Annotated in this window: 26 protein-coding genes; 13 read left to right on the forward strand and 13 right to left on the reverse strand. The window is 71.8% G+C overall.

Annotated features, from left to right (window positions below):
• Nucleotides 1-92, reverse strand: a 92-nt coding sequence (locus ACFYM2_RS28135) for a biotin carboxylase N-terminal domain-containing protein (RefSeq protein ID WP_308427085.1), incomplete at its 3' end; no start/stop codon positions are given.
• Between the two features lie 423 nt (nucleotides 93-515).
• Here ACFYM2_RS28135 and ACFYM2_RS28140 point away from each other — a divergent pair.
• The gene (locus tag ACFYM2_RS28140) at nucleotides 516-983 is read left to right on the forward strand and encodes a hypothetical protein (RefSeq protein ID WP_388840105.1); all 468 of its coding nucleotides are present in this window, start codon (nucleotides 516-518) and stop codon (nucleotides 981-983) included.
• 7 nt (nucleotides 984-990) lie between these two features.
• Here the strand turns inward: ACFYM2_RS28140 and ACFYM2_RS28145 are convergent, their stop codons facing one another.
• The 4 genes from ACFYM2_RS28145 to ACFYM2_RS28160 form a co-directional block, all read right to left on the reverse strand.
• Complete coding sequence (locus tag ACFYM2_RS28145) at nucleotides 991-1602, reverse strand: Maf family protein (RefSeq protein WP_388456708.1); 612 nt, start codon at nucleotides 1600-1602, stop codon at nucleotides 991-993.
• Between the two features lie 64 nt (nucleotides 1603-1666).
• On the reverse strand, nucleotides 1667-1795 hold the full coding sequence (gene mmpB, locus ACFYM2_RS28150) for a morphogenic membrane protein MmpB (RefSeq protein ID WP_350232319.1): 129 nt from the start codon (nucleotides 1793-1795) through the stop codon (nucleotides 1667-1669).
• 545 nt (nucleotides 1796-2340) lie between these two features.
• A complete protein-coding gene (locus tag ACFYM2_RS28155; protein ID WP_359003685.1) occupies nucleotides 2341-2547 on the reverse strand; it encodes an acyl-CoA carboxylase epsilon subunit in 207 nt (68 codons plus the stop codon).
• 64 nt (nucleotides 2548-2611) lie between these two features.
• Nucleotides 2612-4219 (reverse strand): acyl-CoA carboxylase subunit beta, encoded by a 1608-nt coding sequence (locus tag ACFYM2_RS28160; protein WP_388840108.1) that lies wholly within the window; start codon nucleotides 4217-4219, stop codon nucleotides 2612-2614.
• A gap of 146 nt (nucleotides 4220-4365) precedes the next feature.
• On the opposite strand from ACFYM2_RS28160, the gene ACFYM2_RS28165 reads away from it, so the two are divergent.
• The 5 genes from ACFYM2_RS28165 to hutH all read left to right on the forward strand — a co-directional run bounded on the left by ACFYM2_RS28165 (nucleotide 4366) and on the right by hutH (nucleotide 10593).
• Entirely contained in the window at nucleotides 4366-5226 is an 861-nt protein-coding gene (locus tag ACFYM2_RS28165) for a biotin--[acetyl-CoA-carboxylase] ligase (protein WP_388456705.1), read from the forward strand.
• Between the two features lie 115 nt (nucleotides 5227-5341).
• Entirely contained in the window at nucleotides 5342-6565 is a 1224-nt protein-coding gene (locus ACFYM2_RS28170; protein ID WP_359003693.1) for an adenylate/guanylate cyclase domain-containing protein, read from the forward strand.
• A 75-nt stretch (nucleotides 6566-6640) separates the two neighbouring features.
• Nucleotides 6641-7429 carry an enoyl-CoA hydratase/isomerase family protein gene (locus ACFYM2_RS28175; RefSeq protein ID WP_388456701.1) on the forward strand — a complete coding sequence of 263 codons (789 nt, stop codon included), beginning with the start codon at nucleotides 6641-6643 and terminating at the stop codon, nucleotides 7427-7429.
• Nucleotides 7430-7499: 70 nt separating this feature from the next.
• Entirely contained in the window at nucleotides 7500-8660 is a 1161-nt protein-coding gene (locus ACFYM2_RS28180; RefSeq protein ID WP_388840112.1) for a diguanylate cyclase domain-containing protein, read from the forward strand.
• A 391-nt stretch (nucleotides 8661-9051) separates the two neighbouring features.
• The gene (gene hutH / locus ACFYM2_RS28185) at nucleotides 9052-10593 is read left to right on the forward strand and encodes a histidine ammonia-lyase (protein WP_388456735.1); all 1542 of its coding nucleotides are present in this window, start codon (nucleotides 9052-9054) and stop codon (nucleotides 10591-10593) included.
• A gap of 66 nt (nucleotides 10594-10659) precedes the next feature.
• Here hutH and ACFYM2_RS28190 read toward each other — a convergent pair whose 3' ends face one another.
• Complete coding sequence (locus tag ACFYM2_RS28190; protein WP_359003702.1) at nucleotides 10660-10977, reverse strand: LPXTG cell wall anchor domain-containing protein; 318 nt, start codon at nucleotides 10975-10977, stop codon at nucleotides 10660-10662.
• Between the two features lie 108 nt (nucleotides 10978-11085).
• Between ACFYM2_RS28190 and ACFYM2_RS28195 the strand changes: the two genes are divergently transcribed.
• A complete protein-coding gene (locus ACFYM2_RS28195) occupies nucleotides 11086-11409 on the forward strand; it encodes a hypothetical protein (RefSeq protein WP_359003705.1) in 324 nt (107 codons plus the stop codon).
• 358 nt (nucleotides 11410-11767) lie between these two features.
• Nucleotides 11768-13036 (forward strand): Ig-like domain-containing protein, encoded by a 1269-nt coding sequence (locus ACFYM2_RS28200; RefSeq protein ID WP_359003891.1) that lies wholly within the window; start codon nucleotides 11768-11770, stop codon nucleotides 13034-13036.
• 102 nt (nucleotides 13037-13138) lie between these two features.
• Here the strand turns inward: ACFYM2_RS28200 and ACFYM2_RS28205 are convergent, their stop codons facing one another.
• Nucleotides 13139-13996: a helix-turn-helix domain-containing protein gene (locus ACFYM2_RS28205; protein WP_388840116.1), complete on the reverse strand. Its 858-nt coding sequence runs from the start codon at nucleotides 13994-13996 to the stop codon at nucleotides 13139-13141.
• Nucleotides 13997-14156: 160 nt separating this feature from the next.
• Between ACFYM2_RS28205 and ACFYM2_RS28210 the strand changes: the two genes are divergently transcribed.
• Nucleotides 14157-15194 (forward strand): NAD(P)-dependent alcohol dehydrogenase, encoded by a 1038-nt coding sequence (locus ACFYM2_RS28210; protein ID WP_359003711.1) that lies wholly within the window; start codon nucleotides 14157-14159, stop codon nucleotides 15192-15194.
• Between the two features lie 441 nt (nucleotides 15195-15635).
• On the opposite strand, the gene msrA is transcribed toward ACFYM2_RS28210, so the two are convergent.
• Together msrA and ACFYM2_RS28220 are read right to left on the reverse strand one after the other, a co-directional pair.
• The gene (gene msrA, locus ACFYM2_RS28215) at nucleotides 15636-16346 is read right to left on the reverse strand and encodes a peptide-methionine (S)-S-oxide reductase MsrA (protein WP_359003714.1); all 711 of its coding nucleotides are present in this window, start codon (nucleotides 16344-16346) and stop codon (nucleotides 15636-15638) included.
• 82 nt (nucleotides 16347-16428) lie between these two features.
• Entirely contained in the window at nucleotides 16429-17541 is a 1113-nt protein-coding gene (locus tag ACFYM2_RS28220) for a hypothetical protein (protein ID WP_388456694.1), read from the reverse strand.
• 70 nt (nucleotides 17542-17611) lie between these two features.
• Here ACFYM2_RS28220 and ACFYM2_RS28225 point away from each other — a divergent pair, with 70 nt between their 5' ends.
• Nucleotides 17612-18766, forward strand: coding sequence for a cystathionine gamma-synthase (locus ACFYM2_RS28225; RefSeq protein WP_350232340.1), 1155 nt, complete (start codon nucleotides 17612-17614; stop codon nucleotides 18764-18766).
• Between the two features lie 57 nt (nucleotides 18767-18823).
• Here the strand turns inward: ACFYM2_RS28225 and ACFYM2_RS28230 are convergent, their stop codons facing one another.
• Genes ACFYM2_RS28230 through ACFYM2_RS28240 form a run of 3 tightly spaced genes read right to left on the reverse strand, consistent with a single transcriptional unit; the run spans nucleotide 18824 to nucleotide 20135 of the window.
• Nucleotides 18824-19075 (reverse strand): hypothetical protein, encoded by a 252-nt coding sequence (locus ACFYM2_RS28230; RefSeq protein ID WP_359003720.1) that lies wholly within the window; start codon nucleotides 19073-19075, stop codon nucleotides 18824-18826.
• Between the two features lie 34 nt (nucleotides 19076-19109).
• Nucleotides 19110-19598: a sigma factor-like helix-turn-helix DNA-binding protein gene (locus tag ACFYM2_RS28235; protein ID WP_388456692.1), complete on the reverse strand. Its 489-nt coding sequence runs from the start codon at nucleotides 19596-19598 to the stop codon at nucleotides 19110-19112.
• Nucleotides 19599-19631: 33 nt separating this feature from the next.
• On the reverse strand, nucleotides 19632-20135 hold the full coding sequence (locus ACFYM2_RS28240; protein ID WP_350232344.1) for a MarR family transcriptional regulator: 504 nt from the start codon (nucleotides 20133-20135) through the stop codon (nucleotides 19632-19634).
• A gap of 154 nt (nucleotides 20136-20289) precedes the next feature.
• On the opposite strand from ACFYM2_RS28240, the gene ilvA reads away from it, so the two are divergent.
• The 3 genes from ilvA (at nucleotide 20290) to ACFYM2_RS28255 (ending at nucleotide 23795) form a co-directional block, all read left to right on the forward strand.
• Nucleotides 20290-21519, forward strand: a complete 1230-nt coding sequence (ilvA, locus tag ACFYM2_RS28245; RefSeq protein WP_388840119.1) for a threonine ammonia-lyase — start codon at nucleotides 20290-20292, stop codon at nucleotides 21517-21519.
• Nucleotides 21520-21894: 375 nt separating this feature from the next.
• Nucleotides 21895-22935: an ATP-binding cassette domain-containing protein gene (locus tag ACFYM2_RS28250; RefSeq protein WP_359003729.1), complete on the forward strand. Its 1041-nt coding sequence runs from the start codon at nucleotides 21895-21897 to the stop codon at nucleotides 22933-22935.
• Nucleotides 22932-23795 (forward strand): ABC transporter permease, encoded by an 864-nt coding sequence (locus ACFYM2_RS28255; protein WP_359003732.1) that lies wholly within the window; start codon nucleotides 22932-22934, stop codon nucleotides 23793-23795. Before ACFYM2_RS28250 ends, ACFYM2_RS28255 begins: the two co-directional genes overlap by 4 nt.
• Before the next feature lie 117 nt (nucleotides 23796-23912).
• On the opposite strand, the gene ACFYM2_RS28260 is transcribed toward ACFYM2_RS28255, so the two are convergent.
• On the reverse strand, nucleotides 23913-24206 hold the full coding sequence (locus ACFYM2_RS28260; RefSeq protein WP_388840122.1) for a DUF6087 family protein: 294 nt from the start codon (nucleotides 24204-24206) through the stop codon (nucleotides 23913-23915).
• Nucleotides 24207-24407 lie beyond the last annotated feature (201 nt).

Consider the following 24407-nt stretch of genomic DNA (forward strand, 5'->3'; position numbering starts at 1 on the left):
TAAACGGCAACGCTCGCGATCCCGGCATCCCGGCAGGCCCGGGCAACACGGACAGCGATTTCGCCTCGGTTGGCGATGAGCACCTTGCGCACGATGGCTCCCTCCTTGAAACAAGCTGAGTTTAGGGAAGCCGCACACTGGCATACGACCCGTCCCCAATGGTGAGCTTGCCCACACGGAGTGTGATCCGAGGCGCGCTCAAGTCGCGAAATCCCTTGTCGCACCACGGTACGCCGGGCTCCCGTACCGCACAGTAGCGGTGAGGTGTGGTCAAGGTCTCTGTCTCGGGCCCCAGCAGGTCCGTGCGTTTCTTTGTCGAGTCCCTACGAACGACCGCGTACGCCCACCAAGATTCTTTCCGGCCGGAACGCCGCGTCGTGAGGCGCTTTCCCCCGCGTCCGGCCGGATTCCGGTACCGGCGTCGTCCCTTGATCCATCCAGGACCCTTGTACGAACCGTTACTCGTTAGTAGCGTGCGCGCCACAGCCGTACTACGGGTAACAGGGGGTCGTGCCATGCTGCGACGACTGATCGCCATCGTGGCCGCGCTCGTCCTCGTCGCCGAGGCCGCCGCCGTCGTGCTCGTGAACTACGTGCTGGGCAGGGTGGCGGCCAACCAGCACATGTCCCTCGCCGGCCTCGATCCCCACGCGATCGCCACCGGGGCGTGGGGCGCGGGCGCCGTGCTCGGGGTGTTCCTCGTGGTGTGCGCGGTCCTTCTGCTGGTCGTCGCCGTCCGCGACCGCGCGCCCGGCCGGGTCGCGCGCATCACCCTGATCGGCTGCGCGGTGGTGCACGCGGTGCTCGGGGCGTTCCTGGTGGGCCTGGTCGGGTGGGCGGCGTTCGCGGTCCTCATGGTCGTGCTCGCGCTGCTCGTCTTCGTACTCCTCGCGTACGTGACGGAGCGGCCCGCGCCCGGTCCGCAGGACGAGGCCCCGGACGAGCCCGGCGCGCCCGGCCACGGGGCCCCGGCGGCCGCCTGAGCCGGGGTCACGCCCAGAGGTCGGTGACTGAGAGCCCGAGTTCGGCCAGGAGCTTCCGCAGCAGGGGCAGCGAGAGCCCGATGACGTTCCCGTGGTCGCCCTCGATGGAGTCGACGAACGGCGCCGAGCGGCCGTCGAGCGTGAACGCGCCTGCCACGTACAGGGGTTCACCGCTCGCCACGTACGCCGCGATCTCCGCGTCGGTGGGCTCGCCGAACCGTACGACCGTCGATGCGGTGCGGGCGGTGCGCTCGCCCGTCGCGGTGTCGATCACGCAGTGGCCGGTCTGGAGGATGCCCGCGCGGCCGCGCATCGACTTCCAGCGGGCCGTGGCGTCCTCGGCGTCGGCGGGCTTGCCGAGGGCGCGGCCGTCCAGTTCGAGCACCGAGTCGCAGCCGATGACCAGGGCGCCGGCGGCCTCGGGGCGGCCGGCCACGGCGTCGGCCTTCGCCTCGGCGAGTACGAGGGCGAGCTCGGCGGGGCTCGGGGCGGTCAGGGCGTCCTCGTCGACGCCGCTGACGATCACCTCGGGCGCGAAGCCGGCCTGGCGGAGCAGGCCGAGCCGGGCGGGGGATTGGGAGGCGAGGACGAGCCGGCGCTGAGCAGTCATGCGTGCCATCGTAGGCGCCCGCCCCTGGCCCCCTCCCTGCCCGGGCCCGGCCCGGACCGCTGGCGCGGGGTCGTCAGCGCAGGCCGACCGCGAGCATCGCCACGATCATGGCGAGGGCGAGGAAGAGCCCCGCCCGGCGCATCATGGCCTGGGCGTCGCGCAGTTCCTTGGGGGGCTCGTCCTTGGGGTCTGACCACAGCATGGGTTCGATAGTGCGGCGGGCGTCGGCGCGGCGCCTGAGTACGCATACTCACCCAACCCCGGCCGGGCTAGGTACGCCTGGCTGGGCCCCTCGTCCTCAAACGCCGGACGGGCTGAGGATGCCCATACAGGCCCGCACCAGATGCCCAGCGGCACGGGCTGAGGTTGCCCATGCGGGCCAGCACCGACCCTGCCAGGGGCGCGGGGAACTGCGCGAGAAGCGACCACGGCCCGCAGCCAAGCTCCCTGGGGCTCCGCCCCAGACCCCGTTCGCGCCTGAAGGGCGCTCGTCCTCAATCTCCCCCAAGGCCTTAAGGGCCAGGGGGGACCCCCATGACGGGCTGAGGATGCCCATGCAGGCCCGCACCAGATGCTCAACGGCACGGGGCCAGGCTGAAGTTGCCGGTCCGGGCCAGGGCCGAGTAGTCAGGGGCGCGGGGAACTGCGCGAGAAGCGGCCACGGCCCGCACCTGAAAGCCGGCCGGGAAGGCGCCCGTGGGCAACCCCGCCCGCATTCGACGCGGCCGGGGTCGCAAGGGGGCACCCCTAGCCGGGCCAGTACGTGCGGGCCCACGTTCGGGTGCCCGGCCTTGGCAGAGCCCCGCGGGCGATGCGCGCGGGATCGGACCAGCCCGCACGCGGGCGGGGCGCGCCGGTACCGGCCGACGCCGTCGCCGCGGCGCGCGCCTGAACCACCGCCAGCGCGGCGGCCAGCTCCTCCGGGGTCGGGTTGCCCCGAACTACCTTGATCACAGCGGCTCCTGGATCGACGACCGACTCGTGGACTAGAGGACTCGTGGACTAGAGGGCTAGAGGGCTAGAGAGGGATGTTGCCGTGCTTCTTCGGCGGCAACGACTCCCGCTTCGTACGCAGCTGCCGCAACCCCTTCACCACGTGCGCCCGCGTCTCCGACGGCATGATCACCGCGTCCACGTACCCCCGCTCCGCCGCGATATAGGGGTTGAGGAGCGTGTCCTCGTAGTCGGAGATCAGTCCGGCCCGCACCCCCTCCTGCTCCTCGGCGGCCGCCGCCGCGATCGTGCGCCGGTGCAGGATGTTGACGGCGCCCTGCGCGCCCATCACCGCGATCTGCGCCGTCGGCCACGCCAGGTTGAGGTCCGCGCCCAGGTGCTTGGAGCCCATGACGTCGTACGCCCCGCCGAACGCCTTGCGCGTGATGACGGTGATCAGCGGAACCGTCGCCTCGGCGTACGCGTAGATCAGCTTGGCGCCGCGCCGGATGATGCCGCCGTACTCCTGGTCGACACCGGGAAGGAAGCCCGGCACGTCCACGAAGGTCAGCACCGGGACGTTGAACGCGTCGCAGGTCCGCACGAACCGCGCCGCCTTCTCCGACGCGTCGATGTCGAGGCAACCGGCGAACTGCATCGGCTGGTTGGCCACGATGCCGACCGGGTAACCCTCCACGCGGCCGAAGCCCGTGATGATGTTCGGCGCGAACAGGGTCTGGGTCTCCAGGAATTCACCGTCGTCCAGGACGTGCTCGATCGCCGTGTGCATGTCGTACGGCTGGTTCGCGGAGTCCGGGATGAGGGTGTCGAGCTCGCGGTCCTCGTCCGAGGTCTCCAGGTCGGCCTCCTCGGGGAAGGCCGGCGGCTCGCTCAGGTTGTTCGACGGCAGGTACGACAACAGGGACTTGACGTATTCGATCGCGTCCTTCTCGTCGCCCGCCATGTGGTGCGCCACGCCCGACGTGGTGTTGTGGGTGCGGGCGCCGCCCAGCTCCTCGAAACCCACGTCCTCACCGGTGACGGTCTTGATGACGTCGGGCCCGGTGATGAACATGTGCGAGGTCTGGTCGACCATCACCGTGAAGTCGGTGATCGCGGGCGAGTACACCGCGCCGCCCGCGCAGGGGCCCACGATCAGGGAGATCTGCGGGACGACGCCCGACGCGTGGACATTGCGGCGGAAGATCTCGGCGAACAGGCCGAGCGCGACCACGCCCTCCTGGATGCGGGCGCCACCGCCGTCGTTGATGCCGATGACCGGACAGCCGGTCTTCAGGGCGAAGTCCATGACCTTGACGATCTTCTCGCCGTACACCTCGCCGAGCGAGCCGCCGAAGATCGTGAAGTCCTGCGAGTAGACGCACACCGGGCGGCCGTCGACGGTCCCGTAACCCGTGACCACACCGTCTCCGTACGGGCGGTTCTTCTCGATCCCGAAGTTGGTCGAGCGGTGCCGGGCGAACTCGTCCAGTTCGACGAACGAGCCCTCGTCCAGGAGGAGTTCGACCCGCTCACGAGCCGTCAGCTTGCCCTTGGCGTGCTGCTTCTCGATCGCCCGCGCGGAGCCGGCGTGGGTCGCCTCGTCGATCCGGCGCTGAAGATCCGCGAGCTTTCCCGCGGTGGTGTGGAGGTCGACGGTGGCGTCGCTCTGGGCGTTTTCCGGCTCGGACATCGGGATGCGGCTCCCTGCCTGGTCACGGGGTGGCTACGGACTCGTAGGCTGGCTACTGACTCGTAGGGTAGTGGTGCGGATACGGTTCGGCAGTGCGGCGTTGGCCACACCCGAAGACCCTTGCCATCGCGGCCTAACCTGGCTGCATGACACCCCAGGACGCCCCCGACAGCCGCTGGTCCGACCTCGACCGGCCGCCCCTGAACGCCACCGCGCTGCGCCGCGCCCTGCTGCGGCCGGACGCCCTGTGGACCGCCCTGGACGTGGTCACCGCCACCGGCTCCACCAACTCCGACCTCGCCGCGAAGGCGGACGCGCTCGGCGAGGGGGCCGTCCTGATCGCCGAGGAGCAGACCGCGGGACGCGGGCGCCTGGACCGGCGCTGGTCGGCGCCCGCCCGCTCGGGCCTGTTCTTCTCCGTCCTGCTCAAGCCGGGCGAGACGGTGCCCATGGAACGGTGGGGCTGGCTGCCGCTGCTCACCGGCGTCGCCGTGGCGACCGGGCTCGCCCGGGCCGCGGGCGTCGACACCGCCCTGAAGTGGCCCAATGACCTCCTGGTCACGGTGGAGGGCCAGGAGCGCAAGGCCGGCGGCATCCTCGCCGAGCGGGCCGGCGCGGACGGGGTCGTCGTCGGCATCGGCCTCAATGTGACGCTGCGCGCCGATGAGCTGCCCGTGCCGGGTGCGGGCTCCCTCGCGCTGGCCGGCGCCGTCTCCACCGACCGCGACACCCTGCTGCGGGCGGTGCTGCGCTCCCTGGAGCAGTGGTACGGAACCTGGCGCGCGGCGGCGGGCGACCCGGCGGACTCCGGGCTCCAGGAGGCGTACGCGGCGGGCTGCGCGACCCTGGGGCGCTCCGTGCGCGCGGAGCTGCCCGGAGGGCGGGCGCTGACGGGCGAGGCGGTCGCGGTGGACGGGGACGGGCGTCTGGTGCTGGCCACGGCGGAGGGCGTCCAGCGGCCCGTGGCGGCCGGCGACATCGTCCACCTGCGGCCGGCCGCGCCGTAGGCAGCGCCGGGACACGCTCCCGCGACGTGAGCTACGGCACACCTGCCGTATCGTGGAGCCCGATCCAGCGACAGATCGGCAGGGCAGTGCGCAGGCAACGGGCAGGAGGCGGCCGGTGACCGTCGACGAGACACGGTCCGGTGCGGAGTCCGGTGACGGCACCGGCGGCGGCCCCGGCGCCGGTGCGGGCGGCTCCGGCGCCCACGGCCAGGCGCCCGTCTCCGCGTATCCGACGCCGCACCACGCCGTCGACCACACCGCCGAGCCCACCGACGACCCGCTCGCCATCCGCCTGGAACAGCTGATCCTCGGCGCCGACCGCCGCTACACGCCCTTCCAGGCGGCCCGTACGGCGGGCGTCTCGATGGAGCTCGCGTCCCGGTTCTGGCGGGCGATGGGGTTCGCGGACATCGGGCAGGCCAAGGCGCTCACCGAGGCCGACGTGCTCGCCCTGCGCCGGCTCGCCGGTCTGGTGGAGGCGGGGCTGCTCAGCGAGCCGATGGCGGTGCAGGTCGCCCGCTCCACCGGGCAGACCACCGCCCGGCTGGCCGAATGGCAGATCGATTCTTTTCTGGAGGGCCTGACCGAGCCGCCCGAGCCCGGCATGACCCGCACCGAGGTCACCTACCCCCTGGTCGAGCTGCTGCTGCCCGAGCTGGAGGAGTTCCTGGTCTATGTGTGGCGGCGCCAGCTCGCCGCCGCGACCGGGCGCGTGGTGCAGGCCGCCGACGACGAGGAGATGGTGGACCGCCGCCTCGCGGTCGGTTTCGCCGACCTCGTCGGGTTCACCCGGCTCACCCGGCGCCTTGAGGAGGAGGAGCTGGGCGAGCTGGTGGAGGCCTTCGAGACCACCGCCGCCGACCTGGTCGCGGCGCACGGCGGGCGGCTCATCAAGACCCTGGGCGACGAGGTCCTGTTCGCCGCCGACGACGCGGGCACGGCCGCCGAGATCTCGCTGCGGCTCATCGAGACGATGGCCGGCGACGAGACCATGCCGGCCCTGCGCGTGGGCATCGCCTTCGGCACCGTCACCACGCGCATGGGCGACGTGTTCGGCACCACCGTGAACCTCGCGAGCCGCCTCACCTCGATAGCCCCCAAGGACGCCGTCCTGGTGGACGGCGCGTTCGCGGAGGAGCTGGCCCGCACCGGCGACGCCCCCGTCTCCGAGGCGCAGGCCGCGCAAGACGCGCTGGCCGCCGAGAAGGAGGGCGCGGAGCCCGTGCCCGCGACGAAGTACCGCTTCGCGCTCCAGCCCATGTGGCAGCGCCCGGTGCGCGGCCTCGGCGTGGTGGAGCCCTGGCTCCTGCACCGCCGCGAGGCCAAGAACCTGTCCTAGAGGCCGAGGGTCTGAGGGCGTGGTTCACGGCCTAGGATCACCCCCGACGTAACGTTCGTTAACGGAGGGGTTGCCATGGCCGAGCAGCGGTTCGGGGAGTTCGTCGTCGTGCGGCGCGAGGGGTACGTCGCCGAGCTGGTGCTCGACCGGCCGAAGGCCATGAACGCGGTGTCGACGGACATGGCCCGCTCCATCGCCGCCGCCTGCGACGCGCTGGCCGCCGACGCCGACGCCCGGGTCACCGTGGTGACCTCGTCCAACGAGCGGGCGTTCTGCGTCGGCGCGGACCTCAAGGAGCGCAACTCCCTGAGCGACGCCGAACTCGTACGCCAGCGGCCCACCGCGCGCGCCGCGTACACCGGCGTGCTCGACCTGCCCATGCCCACCGTCGCCGCCGTGCACGGGTTCGCGCTCGGCGGCGGCTTCGAGCTCGCGCTCGCCTGCGACGTGATCGTGGGCGACGCGAGCACCGTGGTGGGCCTGCCCGAGGTGTCGGTCGGCGTGATCCCCGGCGGTGGCGGTACGCAGCTCCTGCCGCGCCGGGTGGGCGCCGCCCGCGCCGCCGAGCTGGTCTTCACCGCGCGTCGCGTCGAGGCCGTGGAGGCACGGGAGTTGGGGCTCGTGGACGTGCTGGCCGAGGACGCGCGCGCCGAGGCGATGGCGCTCGGTGGGCGCATGGCGGCCAACTCGCCCGTCGGGCTGCGCGCGGCGAAGCGGGCGCTGCGGCTCGGCCACGGGCTCGACCTGCGGGCCGGCCTGGAGGTCGAGGACGCGGCCTGGCGCTCGGTGGCGTTCTCGGGAGACCGCGCGGAGGGTGTGGCCGCGTTCAACGAGAAGCGCGAGCCGGTGTGGCCCGGGCAGTGACCGCGCCCCGGGCGGCCTGTCCCGCGCCCCCGCCGGGTCAAAACGCGCAAAACCTCCCTAAGCTGGAGGAATGGGTGGAGAGGATGCCCGGCTGCGGGCCGTGGTTTCGCTGGCGCAGGCCATGGCCGCGGCGCACACGCCGCGTGAGTCCTGGGCCGCCGCCGCGCTCGGCGCGTGCGAAGCGCTCGGCGGGAACTTCGCCGCGCTCTCGGTGTGGGAGCGCGAACTCGGGCTCCTGAGGGTCCTGGTGAACGAGGGCGAACGGGCCCTTGGGGAGCAGGAGTTCCCCGAAGGCGAGACCTATCCCGTGCACCAGTTCCCGGAGATCACCGAGTTCCTGCACGAGCGCTGGGCCGGCGGCGGGGAGCCCAACGCCTGGGTCGAGACGGCCGCCGCGCCCCCCGGGGGCGCCGCGGGCCAGGCCCATGTGGGGGCGCCGCCCAGCGGCAGCTGGGGGAGGGTGGCCGCGCTGCGCCGCCGCGGGCGGGGCTGCTGCGTGGTCGCCCCGATCGTGCTGCACGGCCGGGCGTGGGGCGAGCTGTACGTGGCCCGGCCGGTCGGCGCCCCGGTCTTCGACGCGTCCGACGCCGACTTCGCCACGGTCCTCGCCTCCGTCGTGGCGGCCGGCATCGCCCAGACCGAACGCCTCGAAGAGGTACGCCGCCTCGCCTTCACCGATCCGCTCACCGGCCTCGCCAACCGGCGCGCGGTCGACATGCGCCTGGACGAGGCCGTGGAGCGTCACCGCGCCGACGGCTCGGTCGTCAGCCTCGTCGTGTGCGACCTGAACGGGCTCAAGGGCGTCAACGACACGCTCGGGCACGCGGTGGGGGACCGGCTGCTGGAACGCTTCGGCTCGGTGCTTTCGCTGTGCGGCGCGATGCTGCCGGGTGCGCTGGCCGCGCGGCTCGGCGGGGACGAGTTCTGTCTGCTCTCGGTGGGCCCGAGCGCCGACGACGTCGTACGGGTCGGTGAACAACTCTGCTCGCGGGCCGGGGAGTTGGAGCTCGGGGAGGGAGTGGCCTGCGGCATCGCCTCCACGGGCGACCCCATCGGCGAGGTGCGCTCGGCGCGGCGCCTGTTCCGGCTCGCGGACGCGGCGCAGTACCGCGCGAAGGCGGCGAGGTCGGCGAAGCCGGTGGTGGCGGGGCGGGACGGGGAGGTCCTGGCCCTCGCCGAGAACCCGCCGACTCCGCCGCATGATCGCCGCCGCTTCAGGGGCCAAAGGTAGGTTCCCCGGCACGGGCCGGTGGATGGCCGTCCGCGCAGTTCCCCGCGCCCCTGAGCATCCGACGCTGGCCCGGGCCGGCAACTTCAGCCTGTCATGGGGGTCCCCCCTGGCCCTTAAGGCCTTGGGGGAGATTGAGGACGAGGCCGTTCAGGCCGATCGGGGTCTGGGGCGGAGCCCCAGGGAGTTCGGCTGCGGGTCGTGGGCGCTTCTCGCGCAGTTCCCCGCGCCCCTGGCGGGACCGGTGCTGGCCCGCACGCGCATGGTCAGCCCGTCCGGCATTTGAGGACGAGCGCCCTTTAGGCGCGAACGGGGTTTGGGGCGGAGCCCCAAGGGGTTGCCGCAGCACCTAGTGACATGACCGGATTCAATCCGTAGGGTGCTGAATATGGATATGCACACTGTCGTGGTGGGGACCTCCGGGACCACCCCCGAGGACGTCATCGCCGTGGCCAGGCACAACGCGAAGGTCGAGCTCTCCGCCGCCGCCCTCGCCGCCCTCGCCCGGGCCCGCGAGATCGTCGACGCCCTGGCCGCCAAGCCGGAGCCGGTGTACGGCGTCTCCACCGGCTTCGGCGCCCTCGCCTCCCGCCACATCAGCCCCGACCTGCGCGCCCAGCTCCAGCGCAACATCGTCCGCTCGCACGCCGCCGGCATGGGCCCCCGCGTGGAGCGCGAGGTCGTGCGCGCCCTGATGTTCCTGCGCCTGAAGACCGTGGCCTCCGGCCACACCGGCGTACGCCCCTCCGTCGCGCAGACCATGGCCGACGTACTGAACGCCGGCATCACCCCCGTCGTCCACGAGTACGGCTCCCTCGGCTGCTCCGGCGACCTCGCGCCGCTGTCGCACTGCGCCCTGACCCTGATGGGCGAGGGCGACGCGGAGGGCCCCGACGGCGTCGTGAAGCCCGCGGGCGACCTGCTCGCCGCCGCCGGCATCGAACCCGTCGAGCTGCGCGAAAAGGAGGGCCTTGCCCTCCTCAACGGCACCGACGGCATGCTCGGCATGCTGTGCATGGCCATCGCCGACCTGAAGAAGCTCTACACCTCCGCCGACATCACCGCGGCCCTCACCCTCGAAGCGCTGCTCGGCACCGAGAAGGTGCTCGCCCCCGAACTGCACGCCATCCGCCCGCACCCCGGCCAGGGCGCGTCCGCCGCCAACATGCTCGCCGTCCTGGAGGGTTCGGGCCTAACCGGCCACTTCCAGGAGGAAGAGGCGCCGCGCGTGCAGGACGCGTACTCGGTGCGCTGCGCCCCCCAGGTCAACGGCGCCGGACGCGACACCATCGCGTACGCCCTGACCGTCGCCGAGCGCGAACTGGCCGCCGCCGTCGACAATCCGGTCGTGCTGCCCGATGGGCGCGTCGAGTCCAACGGCAACTTCCACGGCGCCCCGGTCGCCTACGTCCTGGACTTCCTCGCCATCGCCGCCGCCGACCTCGGCTCGATCACCGAGCGCCGCACCGACCGCCTCCTGGACAAGAACCGCAGCCACGGCCTGCCGCCGTTCCTCGCCGACGACGCCGGCGTGGACTCGGGCCTGATGATCGCCCAGTACACCCAGGCCGCCCTGGTCAGCGAGATGAAGCGGCTCGCGGTGCCGGCCTCCGCCGACTCCATCCCGTCCTCCGCGATGCAGGAGGACCACGTCTCCATGGGCTGGTCGGCCGCGCGCAAGCTGCGTACGGCCGTCGACAACCTGACCCGGATCATCGCCGTCGAGCTGTACGCGGCGACCCGCGGCATCGAGCTGCGCAAGGGCCTCACCCCGGCGCCCGCCTCGCAGGCCGCCATCGCCGCGGTCCGCGCGGCCGGCGTCCAGGGCCCGGGCCCCGACCGCTTCCTCGCCCCCGACCTGGCCGCCGCGGACGCCTTCGTACGCGAAGGAAAGCTGGTCGCCGCGGTCGAGCCGGTGACGGGCCGCCTCGCCTGATCCACCGTACCGAAAAGGGCCGCCCGGGATGTCGCATCCCGGGCGGCCCTTTCGCGTACGCCGAGGTCAGCAGGGCTGTGACCGGCGGACCGAATACATCACGAACCCCGCCCCGAGGCCCAGGAACAGCGTGCCGCCGACCAGGTAGGGGGAGGTGTTCGCGCCTCCGGTGTCGGCGAGGGCGACCGGACCGTCGGTGCCGACGGCACCGTCAGCCCCGGCAGCGCCGTCAAGGGGGACGGGGACGGCCCGGTAGGGGGAGTGCGGGGCGGGGGTCGAAGGGCGGTGCTCGTCCGTGGCGTTGGCGGACGGTACGAACCAGAGGGCGCAGAGCAGGGTGCCCGCCGCGGTGGCGGTGAGCAGGGGACGACGAGCGACGGACAAGTGAGCTATTCCCTTGCGAGTACGTCGAATTGGCGGGATGCGCTGATGCTAGTGAAAGCAGCGGGTCGCGGGAAAGTCGCGGCCGGGTCGAGCCCTACGCTCCCTGGCATGAGCGAAGAAGAGACATCACGGTATGTACGGCTGCGCGTCGATTTGGTCCTGGAGATCGCGGACGCGGGCCAGTTGGCGGCGGCGGCCCTGACCCGCATCGCCGACGACGAGACGATGCGGCCAGAGGAACGCGCGCATGCCGAGGGGGCGGTGCGGGAAGACGGAGCGGAGGCCCTGGCCTACCTCGTGGACCCGGTCGGTCTCGTGGAGGCACTGCCCGGCGTGGAGCTGGCCCAGGCCTCCTGGAGCAGCGAGCGCGTCGGTTACGACCCGGACGACGAGGAGTGGGACCTCGACGAAGACATCGACGACGAGGACTGACGACGAGGACTGACGACGAGGGGTGGCGACGGCCGACGAGGACTGACCCGATCGACGAGGACTGACCCGACCGACGAGGACTGACCCGACCGACGAAGCGGGCGGCTTACGGTTGACGGCTGGCAGATGACCGATGACAGATGGCAACTGACGACTGACAGCTGTCGGCTGCCGGGCGGTGACGGCGCGGCCGGGGCGGGACGGCACGGGAACCGGCTTTTGGTGATCTTGTACCGTCCCGCCCCGTCCCGCCCCACCCCGTCCGCCGACGCGTGGTGTGCCCCACATTCACCCCCCGCCGAGGAACGGGAACGGGCAGTCTGATGTTCTAGACGTGATGACGTGGGTGACGGCGACGATGGAGAAGCGTGTGAAGACGGAGAGTAAGCGGCGCAAGCAGGGTCTCGCGGCGGCGTGCGCGGTGCTCGGCGGCGTACTGGTCCTTTCTGCCTGCAACGGCGGCGGCGACAAGGGTGCCAAGGCCGACAGCTCGTCCTCGGCACAGGCGGCGGCGGACAAGGCCGCCGCGAAGGACACGTCGGACGCCAAGATCACCATCACGCCGAAGAACGGCGCCGACAACGTCGGCATCAACAGCGACACCAAGGTCACCGTCGCCGACGGCAAGCTGACCGATGTGACGCTGACCTCCACCGACGGCGCCAAGGTCGAGGGCAAGATATCCGCGGACGGCCTGAGCTGGGCGCCCGCGACGCCCCTGAAGCGCTCGGCCACGTACAAGATCACCGCGACGGCGGCGGACGCCAAGGGGCGCCAGGCGCACGAGAACGCGTCCTTCACCACCGTCTCGCCCAAGAACAGCTTCATAGGCAACTTCACGCCCGAGGACGGCTCCACCGTCGGTGTCGGCATGCCGGTGTCGGTCAACTTCGACAAGGCGATCACCAACAAGAAGGACGTGCAGGCCAAGATCACCGTCTCCTCCAGCAGCGGTCAGGAGGTCGTGGGGCACTGGTTCGGTTCGCAGCGCCTCGACTTCCGGCCGCAGGAGTACTGGAAGGAGGACTCGACCGTCACCATGAAGATGGACCTGGACGGCGTCCAGGGTGCCAACGGCATCACCGGCGTCCAGGAGAAGACGGTCACCTTCAAGATCGGCCGCAACCAGGTCTCCACGGTGGACGCGAACACCCACACCATGACCGTCACCCAGGACGGCAAAACCGTGAAGACCATCCCGATCTCCGCGGGCTCCCCCGAGCACCCGACGTACAACGGGCAGATGGTGATCTCCGAGAAGTACAAGGAGACCCGCATGAACGGTGCGACGGTCGGTTTCACCGATGATGACGGCAAGGGCGAGTACGACATCAAGGACGTGCCGCACGCCATGCGCCTGTCCGCGTCCGGCACCTTCATCCACGGCAACTACTGGGGCGCCAAGTCCATCTTCGGCAGCGCCAACACCAGCCACGGGTGCGTCGGTCTGTCCGACACCAAGGGCGCGGGCGACGACAGCACCCAGGCCGCCTGGTTCTACGACCACTCCATCACCGGCGACGTCGTGATCGTGAAGAACTCGCACGACAAGACGGTCCAGCCCGACAACGGCCTCAACGGATGGAACATGAGCTGGGACCAGTGGAAGGCCGGCTCCGCCGTCTGACCGTCTGACCGTCTGACCGCGCGGCCGTCTGACCGCGCGGCCGCCGAGGGGCCCTTCGGGGCCCCTTTCGCGTGAGCCCCGCTCAGCCCGCGTGGGCCCCGCTCAGCCCGTCCGCACCGGCTGGTCCGCGCTCCAGCTGCCGAGCAGGCGCAGCGACTCCTCCGACGCCGAGCCCGGCTCCGCGTGGAAGGTCACCAGCGACAGGTCGTGCTCGTCGGGCAGCTTCAGCGTCTCGTACGCCAGCGTCAGCTCACCCACCACCGGATGGCGCAGCCGCCGGACGCCGTGGCCCTTCTCGGCGACGGTGTGCGCCGCCCACATGGTGCGGAACTCCTCGCTCTTGACCGACAACTCGCCCACCAGCGCCGTCAGTTGGGGATCGTTGGGATAGCAGCCCGCGCACAGGCGCAGAATGCTCACCACGTCGATCGCCTTGCCGTGCCAGTCCACGTACAGCGAGCGGGAGGCCGGGTCGAGGAAGACGTGCCGGGCCAGGTTCCGCTCCTGCGGCGGGAGCTGGGACATGTCGCCGAGCAGCGCCGCCGCCATCCGGTTCCAGCCGAGGATGTCGAGGCGGCGGCCGATGAGATGGGCGGGCACGTGGTCCATCGAGTCCATCAGTTGCTGGAGCGCCGGGCGCACCTGCTGGGGCCGGCAGGCCGCCGCGCGCTTCTTCTTCGCCTTGCCCTTGGCGAGATGGGTGAGGTGGTCCTGCTCGATGTCGTTGAGGCGAAGCGCCCGCCCGATGGCGTCCAGGACCTCCACCGACACGTTCTGCGCGTTGCCCTGCTCCAGGCGCGTGTAGTACGCCACCGACACCCCGGCCAGCTGTGCCAGCTCCTCCCGGCGCAGGCCCGGCACCCGGCGGTGGCGCCCGTGGTCGCGCAGTCCCACGTCCTCGGGCTTCAGCCGGGCGCGGCGGGAGCGGAGGAATTCGCTGAGTTCGGAGCGCTGGTCCATGACTCCCCAGTATCCGTCCTCATCGTCATGGGCGTACGACCAGGAGCCTGACCCTGCCAGTGGTACGCACGCTGGTCGTAGGCAGAGCAGGGGCCTGGGTGACGGGCGGGATCTCGGGCAGGCTCGACGGCATACCCCACAGATCTGAGGAGAACGGCACATGACCACCGTCGCCGCGTACGCAGCCCCCGCCGCCAAGGCTCCGCTGGAGCGCACCACCATTGAGCGCCGCCCGGTGGGCCCCAACGACGTACTCATCGAGATCAAGTACGCCGGGATCTGCCACTCCGACATCCACCAGGTGAACGAGGGCTGGGGCGAGGCCATCTTCCCGATGGTGCCGGGCCACGAGATCGCCGGCGTGATCACCGAGGTCGGCTCGGACGTCACCGCCTTCCAGGTCGGCGACCACGCGGGGGTCGGCTGCTTCGTCGACTCCTGCGGCAAGTGCGAGGCCTGCCAGTCCGGGCAGAACCAGTTCTGCTCGGACGGTGTCTCGACGTACAACGCGATCGGCCGGGACGGCACGCCCGCCTACGGCGGTTACTCCACGCACATCGTCGTGGACGCCGACCACACCCTGCGCATCCCCGACGGTGTCGCTCTCGACGTCGCGGCGCCGCTGCTCTGCGCCGGCATCACTCTGTACTCGCCGCTCAAGCGGTGGCAGGCGGGCCCCGGCAAGAAGGTGGCCATCCTCGGGCTCGGCGGGCTCGGGCACATGGGCGTGAAGATCGCGCACGCGATGGGCGCCGAGGTGACCGTGCTCAGCCAGTCGCTGCGCAAGCAGGAGGACGGGCTCAGGCTGGGCGCCGACCACTACTTCGCGACCAGTGACGAGGAGACGTTCACCAAGCTCGCCGGGACCTTCGACCTCATCGTCTCCACGGTGTCCGCGCCGCTGGACCTGGGCGCGTACCTCGGGCTGCTCAAGACCGGGGGCGCGTTCGTGAACGTGGGCGCGCCCGAGGAGCCGAACTCGCTCAACATGTTCGGCCTCATCGGCGGCAACAAGATCCTCGCCGGGTCGATGATCGGTTCCATCGCCGAGACCCAGGAGATGCTGGACTTCTGTGCGGAGCACGGGCTGGGTGCGGAGATCGAGTTGATCCGCGGGGATCAGATCAACGAGGCGTACGAGCGGGTGCTGGCCAGCGATGTGCGCTACCGCTTCGTGATAGACACGTCCACCATCTGACCCGGCCAGCACCGGATGCCGGGGGTTCCTGGGGCTCCGCCCCAGACCCCGTTCGGCCTGAACGGCCTCGTCCTCAATCGCCGGACGGGCTGAGGTTGCCGGTCCGGGCCAGCACCAGCCCTGCCAGGGGCGCGGGGAACTGCGCGCTCAACCACCCACGGTCCGCAGCCGGGGTCCCTGGGGCTCCGCCCCAGACCCCGTTCGCGCTGAAGGCGCTCGTCCTCAAACGCCGGACGGGCTGAAGTTGCCGGCCCGGGCCAGCGTCGGATGCCCAGGGGCGCGGGGAACTGCGCGCTCAGCCACGCACGGTCCGCAGCCGGGGCCCCTGGGGCTCCGCCCCGGACCGGGCGGGGGTAGGTCCGTGCGGGCCAGAGCCGCGTGGTCAGGGGCGCGGGGAACTGCGCGGCCAGCCACGCGCGGCCAGCGCGTGAAGGGCGGGGTTTACTCCGGCGGGTTCGGTGCTGCCGTGAGCCCCGTGGGGCAAGTCGCACCCCAATTCGTCTCGAACGGCGCCCCCAGCGTGACACCCGTGCCGCCGATGCCGCAGTACCCCGCCGGGTTCTTGTCCAGGTACTGCTGGTGGTACGGCTCAGCCGGGTAGAACGGGCGACCCTCCGCAGGCAGCAGCTCCGTCGTGATCGTCCCGTGGCCCGAGGCCGTCAGGACCTCCTGATAGGCCTCGCGCGAGGCCCGCGCCGCGGCCTCCTGCTCAGGAGTGTGGGTGTAGATCGCCGAGCGGTACTGCGTCCCCACGTCGTTGCCCTGCCGGAAGCCCTGCGTCGGGTCGTGGTTCTCCCAGAACACCTTCAGGAGCCGCGCGTAGGAGACGACGGCGGGGTCGTACACCACCCGGACCGCCTCGGTGTGCCCGGTCAGGCCCGAGCAGACCTCCTCGTACGCCGGGTTCACCGTGCTGCCGCCCTGGTAGCCGACCAGCGTCGTCCAGACACCCGGCGTCTGCCAGAACTTGCGCTCGGCTCCCCAGAAACAGCCCATGCCGAAGTCCGCGACCTCAAGCCCCTCGGGGTAGGGCCCCGCCAGCGGGTTGCCGAGGACCGTGTGCCGGGAGGGCAGGGTGAATTCGGGCTCCGGGCGGCCCTTGAGGGCCTGCTCGGGGGTGGGCAGCTCGGGCGGGCGACGGCCGAAGATCATCGTGGGCTCCTCAACGAGGCGGGGGTGCGTAGAGGGAACGTACGGCCGGCCCCGTAGATTCCGCCCGCCCACACCCCGCCCCCTACGGCCGCCGCAGCGTCGCCGGGCTGCCCCCGTTCGCCTCGTACCCCGCCACCGCCAGCGCCCGGTACAGGGCGTACTCCGCCGCCGGGTCCTCGCTGAGCGTCCACGGCAGGGCGCCCACGTGGCCGTCCAGGGCGACGAACTGGTCCATCGCCTCCGCCCAGCGTTCGGCCCGTACCAGGAAGGACGCCAGGAGGTGGCGGACCTGGGGCAGCGCCGGGTCGTCGGGCCTGGCCCGGTGCACGGCGTGCAGCGCGCCCTCCATCGCCCGGCTCACCACCGCCGTGCGGTAGAAGTCGTTGACGAGGACGACGTCGGGGATGTGCTCGTGCAGCGCGAACAGGGGCAGCGCCGACAGCAGGGAGCCCTGCGGGGCGCGCGCCGCCGCCGACGTCGCGAACTCCTCGGCCTCGGCGCGCGAGCCGTGCCACTTCTCGCAGTGGTAGTGCAGGGCCGCGAGGTGGGCGCCCATGTGCCCGGGGGCGCGGTCCATGACCTTCGCCCACAGCTGGTCGAACTCCGGGCGGGGCCTGCCCAGTCCACGGGCCACGGCGAGTTCCACGATGTAGGGGACCGGGTCGCCCGGAGCGAGCAGCGCGGCCTCGCCGCACACCGTGTGCGCCTCCTCCAGGATGATCCGGAAGTCGTCCTGGCCCACCGAGGAGGTCCGCCACGCCTGCTGGACCAGGAACTCCGCGTGCACCTGCGCCGCGCCCGCGTCCTTGGGCGCCTGTGAGCGCCACGCGCGCAGCCAGGCGCCGCCGACGCCCGGACGCTCGGCCAGCTCCAAGGAGGCCGCGCCCGCGAAGGCCTGGACGCGCTGCCAGCGCCGCTCGCCGTCCTTGGGCGTCTCGGCCAGCAGGCGCTGGGCGGGCTTCCAGTTCTGGGTGCCCTGGACCACCGCGAGCACGTCGAGGAGATCCTGGTCGGGACCCGGCAGGCGTACGTCAAGGTCCTCCTGGCGTACGAAGTCGTACGCCGCCGGGTCCGCGGCGTCCGGCGCTCCGGGCCGGGACAGCTGGATGCCGGGGCCGCCGCCGCGCCGCAGCGCGAACCGGCCGAGGATCGCGACGACCACGCACAGCGCGATCAGGGTCCACAGAATCTCCATGGTCCCCAGCGAACCAGACGTCCGCCGGATATGACGAACTCGGTGAGCCGACGAACTAGGCTCTGGAGCCATGAGCCACGAGCACTCTGACAAGAGCTTCGAGACCATCGCGATCCATGCCGGCAACACCGCGGATCCGTTGACCGGTGCGGTCGTTCCCCCGATCTACCAGGTCTCCACGTACAAACAGGACGGCGTCGGCGGGCTGCGCGGCGGCTATGAGTACAGCCGCAGCGCGAATCCGACCAGGACCGCCCTCGAGGAGAACCTGGCGGCCCTCGAAGGCGGCAGCCGAGGCCTCGCCTTCGCCTCGGGTCTAGCCGCCGAGGACTGCCTGCTGCGTACGCTGCTGACGCCCGGCGACCACGTGGTGATCCCCAACGACGCGTACGGCGGCACGTTCCGCCTGTTCGCCAAGGTCGTCTCGCGCTGGGGCGTGGAGTGGTCGGTCGCCGACACCTCCGACCCCGCTGCCGTGCGGGCCGCCGTCACCAACCGAACCAAGGTCATCTGGGTCGAGACGCCCTCCAACCCGCTGCTCGGCATCACCGACATCGCGGCCGTGGCGCAGGTGGCCGCGGACACCGGCGCCCGGCTCGTCGTGGACAACACCTTCGCCAGCCCCTACCTCCAGCAGCCCCTCTCGCTGGGCGCCGACATCGTGGTGCACTCGCTGACCAAGTACATGGGTGGTCACTCCGACGTCGTGGGCGGCGCCCTGGTCGCCGCGTCGGCGGAGATCGGCGAGGAGCTTGCCTACCACCAGAACGCGATGGGCGCGGTCGCCGGCCCCTTCGACTCGTGGCTGGTGCTGCGCGGCATCAAGACGCTTCCGGTCCGCATGGACCGGCACAGCGAGAACGCGGGCCGGGTCGCCGAGATGCTGTCGCGGCACGCCAAGGTCACCAAGGTCCTCTACCCGGGCCTGCCCGAGCACCCCGGCCACGAGGTGGCCGCCAAGCAGATGCGTGCCTTCGGCGGCATGGTCTCCTTCCGGGTCGAGGGCGGCGAGGAGGCGGCGGTCGAGGTCTGCAACCGTACGAAGCTGTTCACGCTCGGTGAGTCCCTGGGCGGCGTCGAGTCGCTGATCGAGCACCCGGGCCGGATGACGCACGCGAGCGTGGCCGGCTCGGCCCTGGAGGTCCCGGCGGACCTGGTGCGCGTCTCGGTGGGCATCGAGAACGCGGACGACCTGCTGGCCGACCTCCAGCAGGCGCTCGGCTAGCTCCCGGCCGCCAGCAGACGCTGGGCCGGATCCCTGGATCCCTGGATCCTTGGATCCCTAGATCCCGACGGGTGGCGTCACCGTGGACGGCGGCGCCACCCAGGGATGGGCGAAAGAGGCCCAGAGCGCGAAGGCGAGCACCGCCGCCGTGGCCAGGAGCCACAGCAGCCGCCGCGCCACGCGCCGTCTGCGCAGCACGCGCAGCCCCAACTCGGCGGCGCGGGAAGCGAGTTCGGCGGGCAGGACCGGATGGGCACCGCCTTCGAGGAGCCGGCGGACCTCGGCGCTCTTGCGGTCGGGCATGCTCATCCGCACCTCCGCCCGCCGTGACCGTCCCGCCGCTTCACGACGCGGCCTTGGGGGTCGCGGGCGTGCTGCGCATCGCGGCGATCGCCCGGGTGCAGATGGCGCGGACCCGGTCCACCGGCAGGCCCGTCATCGCGGCCGTCTGCTCCTCGGCGACGCCCTCGTAAAGCCGCAGCACGAGAATGAGCCGTTCCTGCGGGGTCAGCCGCGCCAGCAGCCCGGTTACCGGGCGGGGCCTTGGCAGGCCGGGGAGCGCCGGGCGGCGCCCGCGCCAGGCGGTGCGGGCGAAACGGGCGGCGAGTTCCTGACGGGTCCGGTCGTAGGGATCCTCACCGCGCAGCCGCTGCCAGCGGGCGTACGTCTGGGCGAGCGCGGCCTCCAACAGGCGCAGGGCGCGCGGGTTGGCGTCGGGCGGCTCGGCGGTGAGGAGGGTGGCGGCATGCAGCAACCGGCCGCCCGCGCCCGCCACGAATGCCTCGAACTCCCGGGTGCGGCGGCGGTGTTGGGCAGAGTGCCGCTCGCGCATGAGCCTCATATGAGGGCAGGCGCGAGCCCCGGGTCAAGAGGTCGGCGCCGCCGGCTCCTGCGGGGCCGACTGGCGGGCGGAGAGCGCGGTGTTGAAGCGGGTCAGGAGCGCGCAGAACGACTCGCGCTCCTCGTCCGTCCAGCCGTCGGTGACCTGCGCCATGAGCTCGCGCCGCGAGGAGCGCACCTCTTCGAGCCGCGACTGGCCGCGCGGCGACAGCTGGAGCACCACGGCCCGGCCGTCCTCGGGGTGCGAGGTGCGCTTGACCAGGCCGGTGTCGACGAGCGGTGCGACCTGACGGGTCACCGTCGAGGAGTCGATCCCCATGCCCGACGCGAGCGCCTTGACGCCCATCGGGCCTTCCAGGTCAAGCCGGTTGAGCAGCAGGTAGGCGGCCCGGTCCATCGAGTTGCGGACCTGTCCGACCCCGCCGAGCCTGGTCTGCTCTGCGCGGCGGGCGAACACGGCCACCTGGTGCTGGAGGGCATCGAGGAGGCCGGGGTCGAGCGGGGGAGTCATGTCCTGAACTGGGGGCATGGCCGGGGCTCTCTCGTGCGGGTTTCGGTGTGGTGGGGGACAGAGTACGCGGCCCGCTCGGCATACGTACCGGCGGTGCGCAAACCTGTGGACAACTGCTTTCGTGATCGAAATCCGGACAGTTCCGAACGGGGCGAGCTGCGAGACTTGAAGCATGAGCTTTGGTACGTCCCGTCCCGCACACCCGCTGATCCTCGACGATGTCCGCGGCGCGCAGAAGATGCTGTCGGGAGTGGCCCGCACCACCGCGATGGAAGGCTCCCGCCACCTCTCGTCCCTGGTGGGCGCGCCCGTCCACCTCAAGTGCGAGAACCTGCAACGCACCGGCTCGTTCAAGCTGCGCGGCGCGTATGTGCGGATCGCGGGACTGCGGCCCGAGGAGCGGGCGGCCGGGGTGGTCGCGGCGAGCGCCGGCAACCACGCGCAGGGCGTGGCCCTCGCCTCCTCGCTGCTCGGGGTGCACGCCACGGTGTTCATGCCGATGGGCGCCCCGCTGCCGAAGGTGGCGGCCACCCGGCAGTACGGCGCGGAGGTGATCCTGCGCGGCACGGTCGTCGACGAGACGCTGGCCGCGGCGCAGGCGTACGCGCACGAACGGGGCGCGGTGTTCATCCACCCCTTCGACCACCCGGACATCATCGCGGGCCAGGGCACGGTGGGTCTGGAGATCCTGGAGCAGTGCCCCGAGGTGCGCACCATCGTCGTCGGTATCGGCGGCGGCGGGCTCGCGGCCGGGATCGCGCTCGCGGTCAAGGCGCTGCGGCCCGACGTGCGGATCGTGGGGGTGCAGGCGGCGGCCGCCGCCTCCTATCCGCCCTCACTGGCCGCGGGGCGCCCGCTCGCCATCGACGCGGCCCCGACGATGGCCGACGGGATCAAGGTGGGCCGGCCCGGAGACCTGCCGTTCGCGCTGGTCAGCGAGTTGGTGGACGAGGTGCGTACGGTCACCGAGGACGAGCTCGCGGCGGCCCTGCTGCTCTGCCTGGAGCGGGCCAAGCTGGTCGTGGAGCCGGCCGGGGCGAGCCCGGTGGCGGCGCTGCTCAGCGAGCCCGCGGCGTTTCGCGGGCCCGTGGTGGCGGTGCTCTCCGGCGGCAATGTGGACCCGCTGGTGATGCAGCGCATACTGCGGCACGGGATGGCGGCGGCGGGCCGTTACCTGTCGGTGCGGCTGCGCCTGAAGGACCGCCCGGGGGCGCTGGCGGCGCTGCTGGGGGAGCTGTCGGTGCTCGATGCGAACGTCCTGGACGTGGGCCATGTACGGACCGATCCCCGGCTCGGGCTCGCCGAGGTGGAGGTCGAGCTGCACCTGGAGACGAAGGGGCCCGAGCACTGCGGGGAGGTGACGGCGGCGCTGGAGGAGGCGGGGTACGTGGTCATCGGCTGAGCCGGCGCCGGTCGGCCGTCCGGCCGGGGGTCGCCTGTGTTTGCCCGCGCGGCCGCCCGGGTCGGGACCGCGCCCGGGGCGGGACCGCGCCCGGGTCGGGACCGCGCCCGGGGCGGGAGCGGTTCGTTGCGCCGGAGCGGTTCGTTGTGCCGCCATCGGTTCGTCGCGCCGGGATCGGCCGAACCCCTGACGAGACGCGATGTATCGCGTTAGGGTCTGCCTTGACGCGGCCCGCCGGGGTGTCCCGGCCGGGCTCATCGGGCGATGGCTGCCCGGAAATTCTAGGATTTGTCCAGAAAGCAGCAAGTCACACCAGTCTTAATCCACCACAGCCTTAATCCACCACAGTCTTCATCCATCATTGGGGGTACTCGCATGCCAGGCGCCATCTACGCCGAAGGCCTGGTGAAGACTTTCGGCGACGTCACGGCTCTGGACGGGGTGGACCTCGACGTCCCCGAAGGCACCGTCCTCGGCCTGCTCGGCCCCAACGGCGCCGGCAAGACCACCACCGTGCGCGTTCTGACCACCCTGCTCAAGCCCGACCGGGGCACGGCGGTCGTCGCGGGCATCGACGTGCTCAAGCATCCCACCGAGGTCCGCCGCTCGATCGGCCTGTCCGGCCAGTTCGCGGCCATCGACGAATACCTCACCGGCCGCGAGAACCTGCGCATGGTCGGCCGGCTCTACCAGATGAGCGGCAAGGCCGCGAAGGTGCGCGCGGGCGAACTGCTCGACCGCTTCAACCTCGCCGACGCCGCCGACCGGCCCGCCAAGACGTACTCCGGCGGCATGCGCCGCCGCCTCGACCTCGCGGCCGCCCTCGTGGTCTCGCCGCCGGTCATGTTCATGGACGAGCCGACCACCGGCCTCGACCCGCGCAACCGGCAGCAACTGTGGGAAGTCATCCAGGAGTTGGTGGCCGGCGGCACCACGCTGCTGCTCACCACGCAGTATCTGGAGGAGGCCGACCGCCTGGCCCACGACATCTGCGTCGTCGACCACGGCAAGGTCATCGCCCGGGGCAGCTCCGACCAGCTCAAGGCCCGCACCGGCGGCGAGCGCGTCGAGGTCGTCGTCCACCAGGGCGACCAGATAACGCCGGCCCGCGACGTACTCGCGACGTTCGGCAAGGGCGAGGTCAAGGTGGAGGAGCACACCCGCCGCCTCACCGTCCCCGTCACCGGCGGCGCCAAGCTGCTCGCCGAGGTCATCCGGGACCTCGACGCGCGGGGCGTGGAGATCGACGACATCGGCCTGCGCCGCCCCACCCTGGACGACGTCTTCATCTCGCTCACCGGCCACGCGGCCGAGAGCGCCCCGGAAGAGGGCGAGGCGGCCACCACGACGGACGGCGCGGCGGGCCGGGGGCCCGGAGCGCAGGCAGCGGACAAGGCGAAGGGGCGCGACAAGTGAGCACCGTGAGCGAAACGGTTACGTCCGGGGCGCCGGCCCCGCGCGGCGGCATCGCCGGGTCCGTACGGGACTCGCTGGTCATCGCCCAGCGCAACATCATCCGTATGGCCAGAATCCCGGAGATCGTCCTCTTCGGCCTGATCCAGCCCATCATGTTCGTGGTGCTGTTCACGTACGTCTTCGGCGGCTCCATCAGCGTGGGCGGCTCCACCGACCCGGGCCTCTACAAGGAGTTCCTGATGGCCGGGATCTTCGCGCAGACCGTCACCTTCGCGACGGCGGGCGCGGGCGCGGGCATCGCGGACGACATGCACAAGGGCCTCATCGACCGCTTCCGTTCGCTGCCCATGGCGCGCGGCGCGGTCCTCACCGGCCGCACCCTGGCCGACCTGGTGCAGACCGCCCTCACCCTCGTGGTGCTGGCCGGCGTCGCGCTGCTCGTCGGGTGGCGCAGCCACGAGAACATCGGCAAGGTGATCTGCGGCTTCCTGCTGCTGCTCCTGCTCGGGTACGCGTTCTCCTGGATCGGCGCGCTGATCGGCCTGACGGTACGCACCCCGGAGGCGGCCACGTCCGGCGGCCTGATCTGGCTGTTCCCGCTGACGTTCATCTCGAACGCCTTCGTGCCGGTCACCGGCATGCCGTCGTTCCTCCAGCACATCGCGGAGTGGAACCCCTTCAGCGCGACGGTGGCGGGGGCGCGTCAGCTGTTCGGCAACACGATGCCGAACGTGCCGAAGTCGATCACCGGTGCCTGGCCGATGGAGCACCCGGTGCTGGCGTCGGTGATCTGGTCCGTCCTGATCATCACCGTCTTCCGCACCCTGGCAGTCCGCAAGTACCGCCGCGCGGCGAGCTGATTCCGTACGCCGACGCGAAGCCCCCGGACGCCTACGAGGCGACCGGGGGCCCGCCCTGAACGGGGGAGCCCCGCCCCATTCTCTTCGGGAGGGGAACGAGCCGGGGCCGTGAGATGTCTACGGCTTTCGGTGTCTGCCCCTGCCAGGGGCGAGCGGCTGCCCCGCGAGGCCGGCCGAGCCGGCGGCGGGAGTATGGGCCTCGGGGAACAGGAGGCGCCTGGTCTCGGCGAGGCTTGCGGCGAATCCGTACGGCTCCCAGGCGTGCCCGTTCCACCGCTCGATGGCGCGCGGCGCGTCAGGGCTCACGTGCGAACCCCTGGGGCTGTCGCCCGAGACGATCGGGACGGCCCGCAGCCGGCCGATCTTCGCGTCCCGGCGCTCTGCCCACTCCGACAGAGGTTCCTCGTCCATGCGCCAACCCTAGCGGCGCTTTCAGGGGCTCAGTAAGCGGCGTTGAGGCGATGCTCCCAGCGCAGTTCCGGGTGATCGCCGATCCAGTACGACGTCCGGTCCGCCTCCTCGAGGGTGGCGAGGTCGTCGCATGAATTTCTAGCCATGAATTCTCTGCTCCTTGCGAGCGATGGATTCTTATCGAGGGCTATTTTGCGGCTA

The organism is Streptomyces sp. NPDC006711, from assembly GCF_042869775.1.
Lineage (GTDB): Bacteria > Actinomycetota > Actinomycetes > Streptomycetales > Streptomycetaceae > Streptomyces.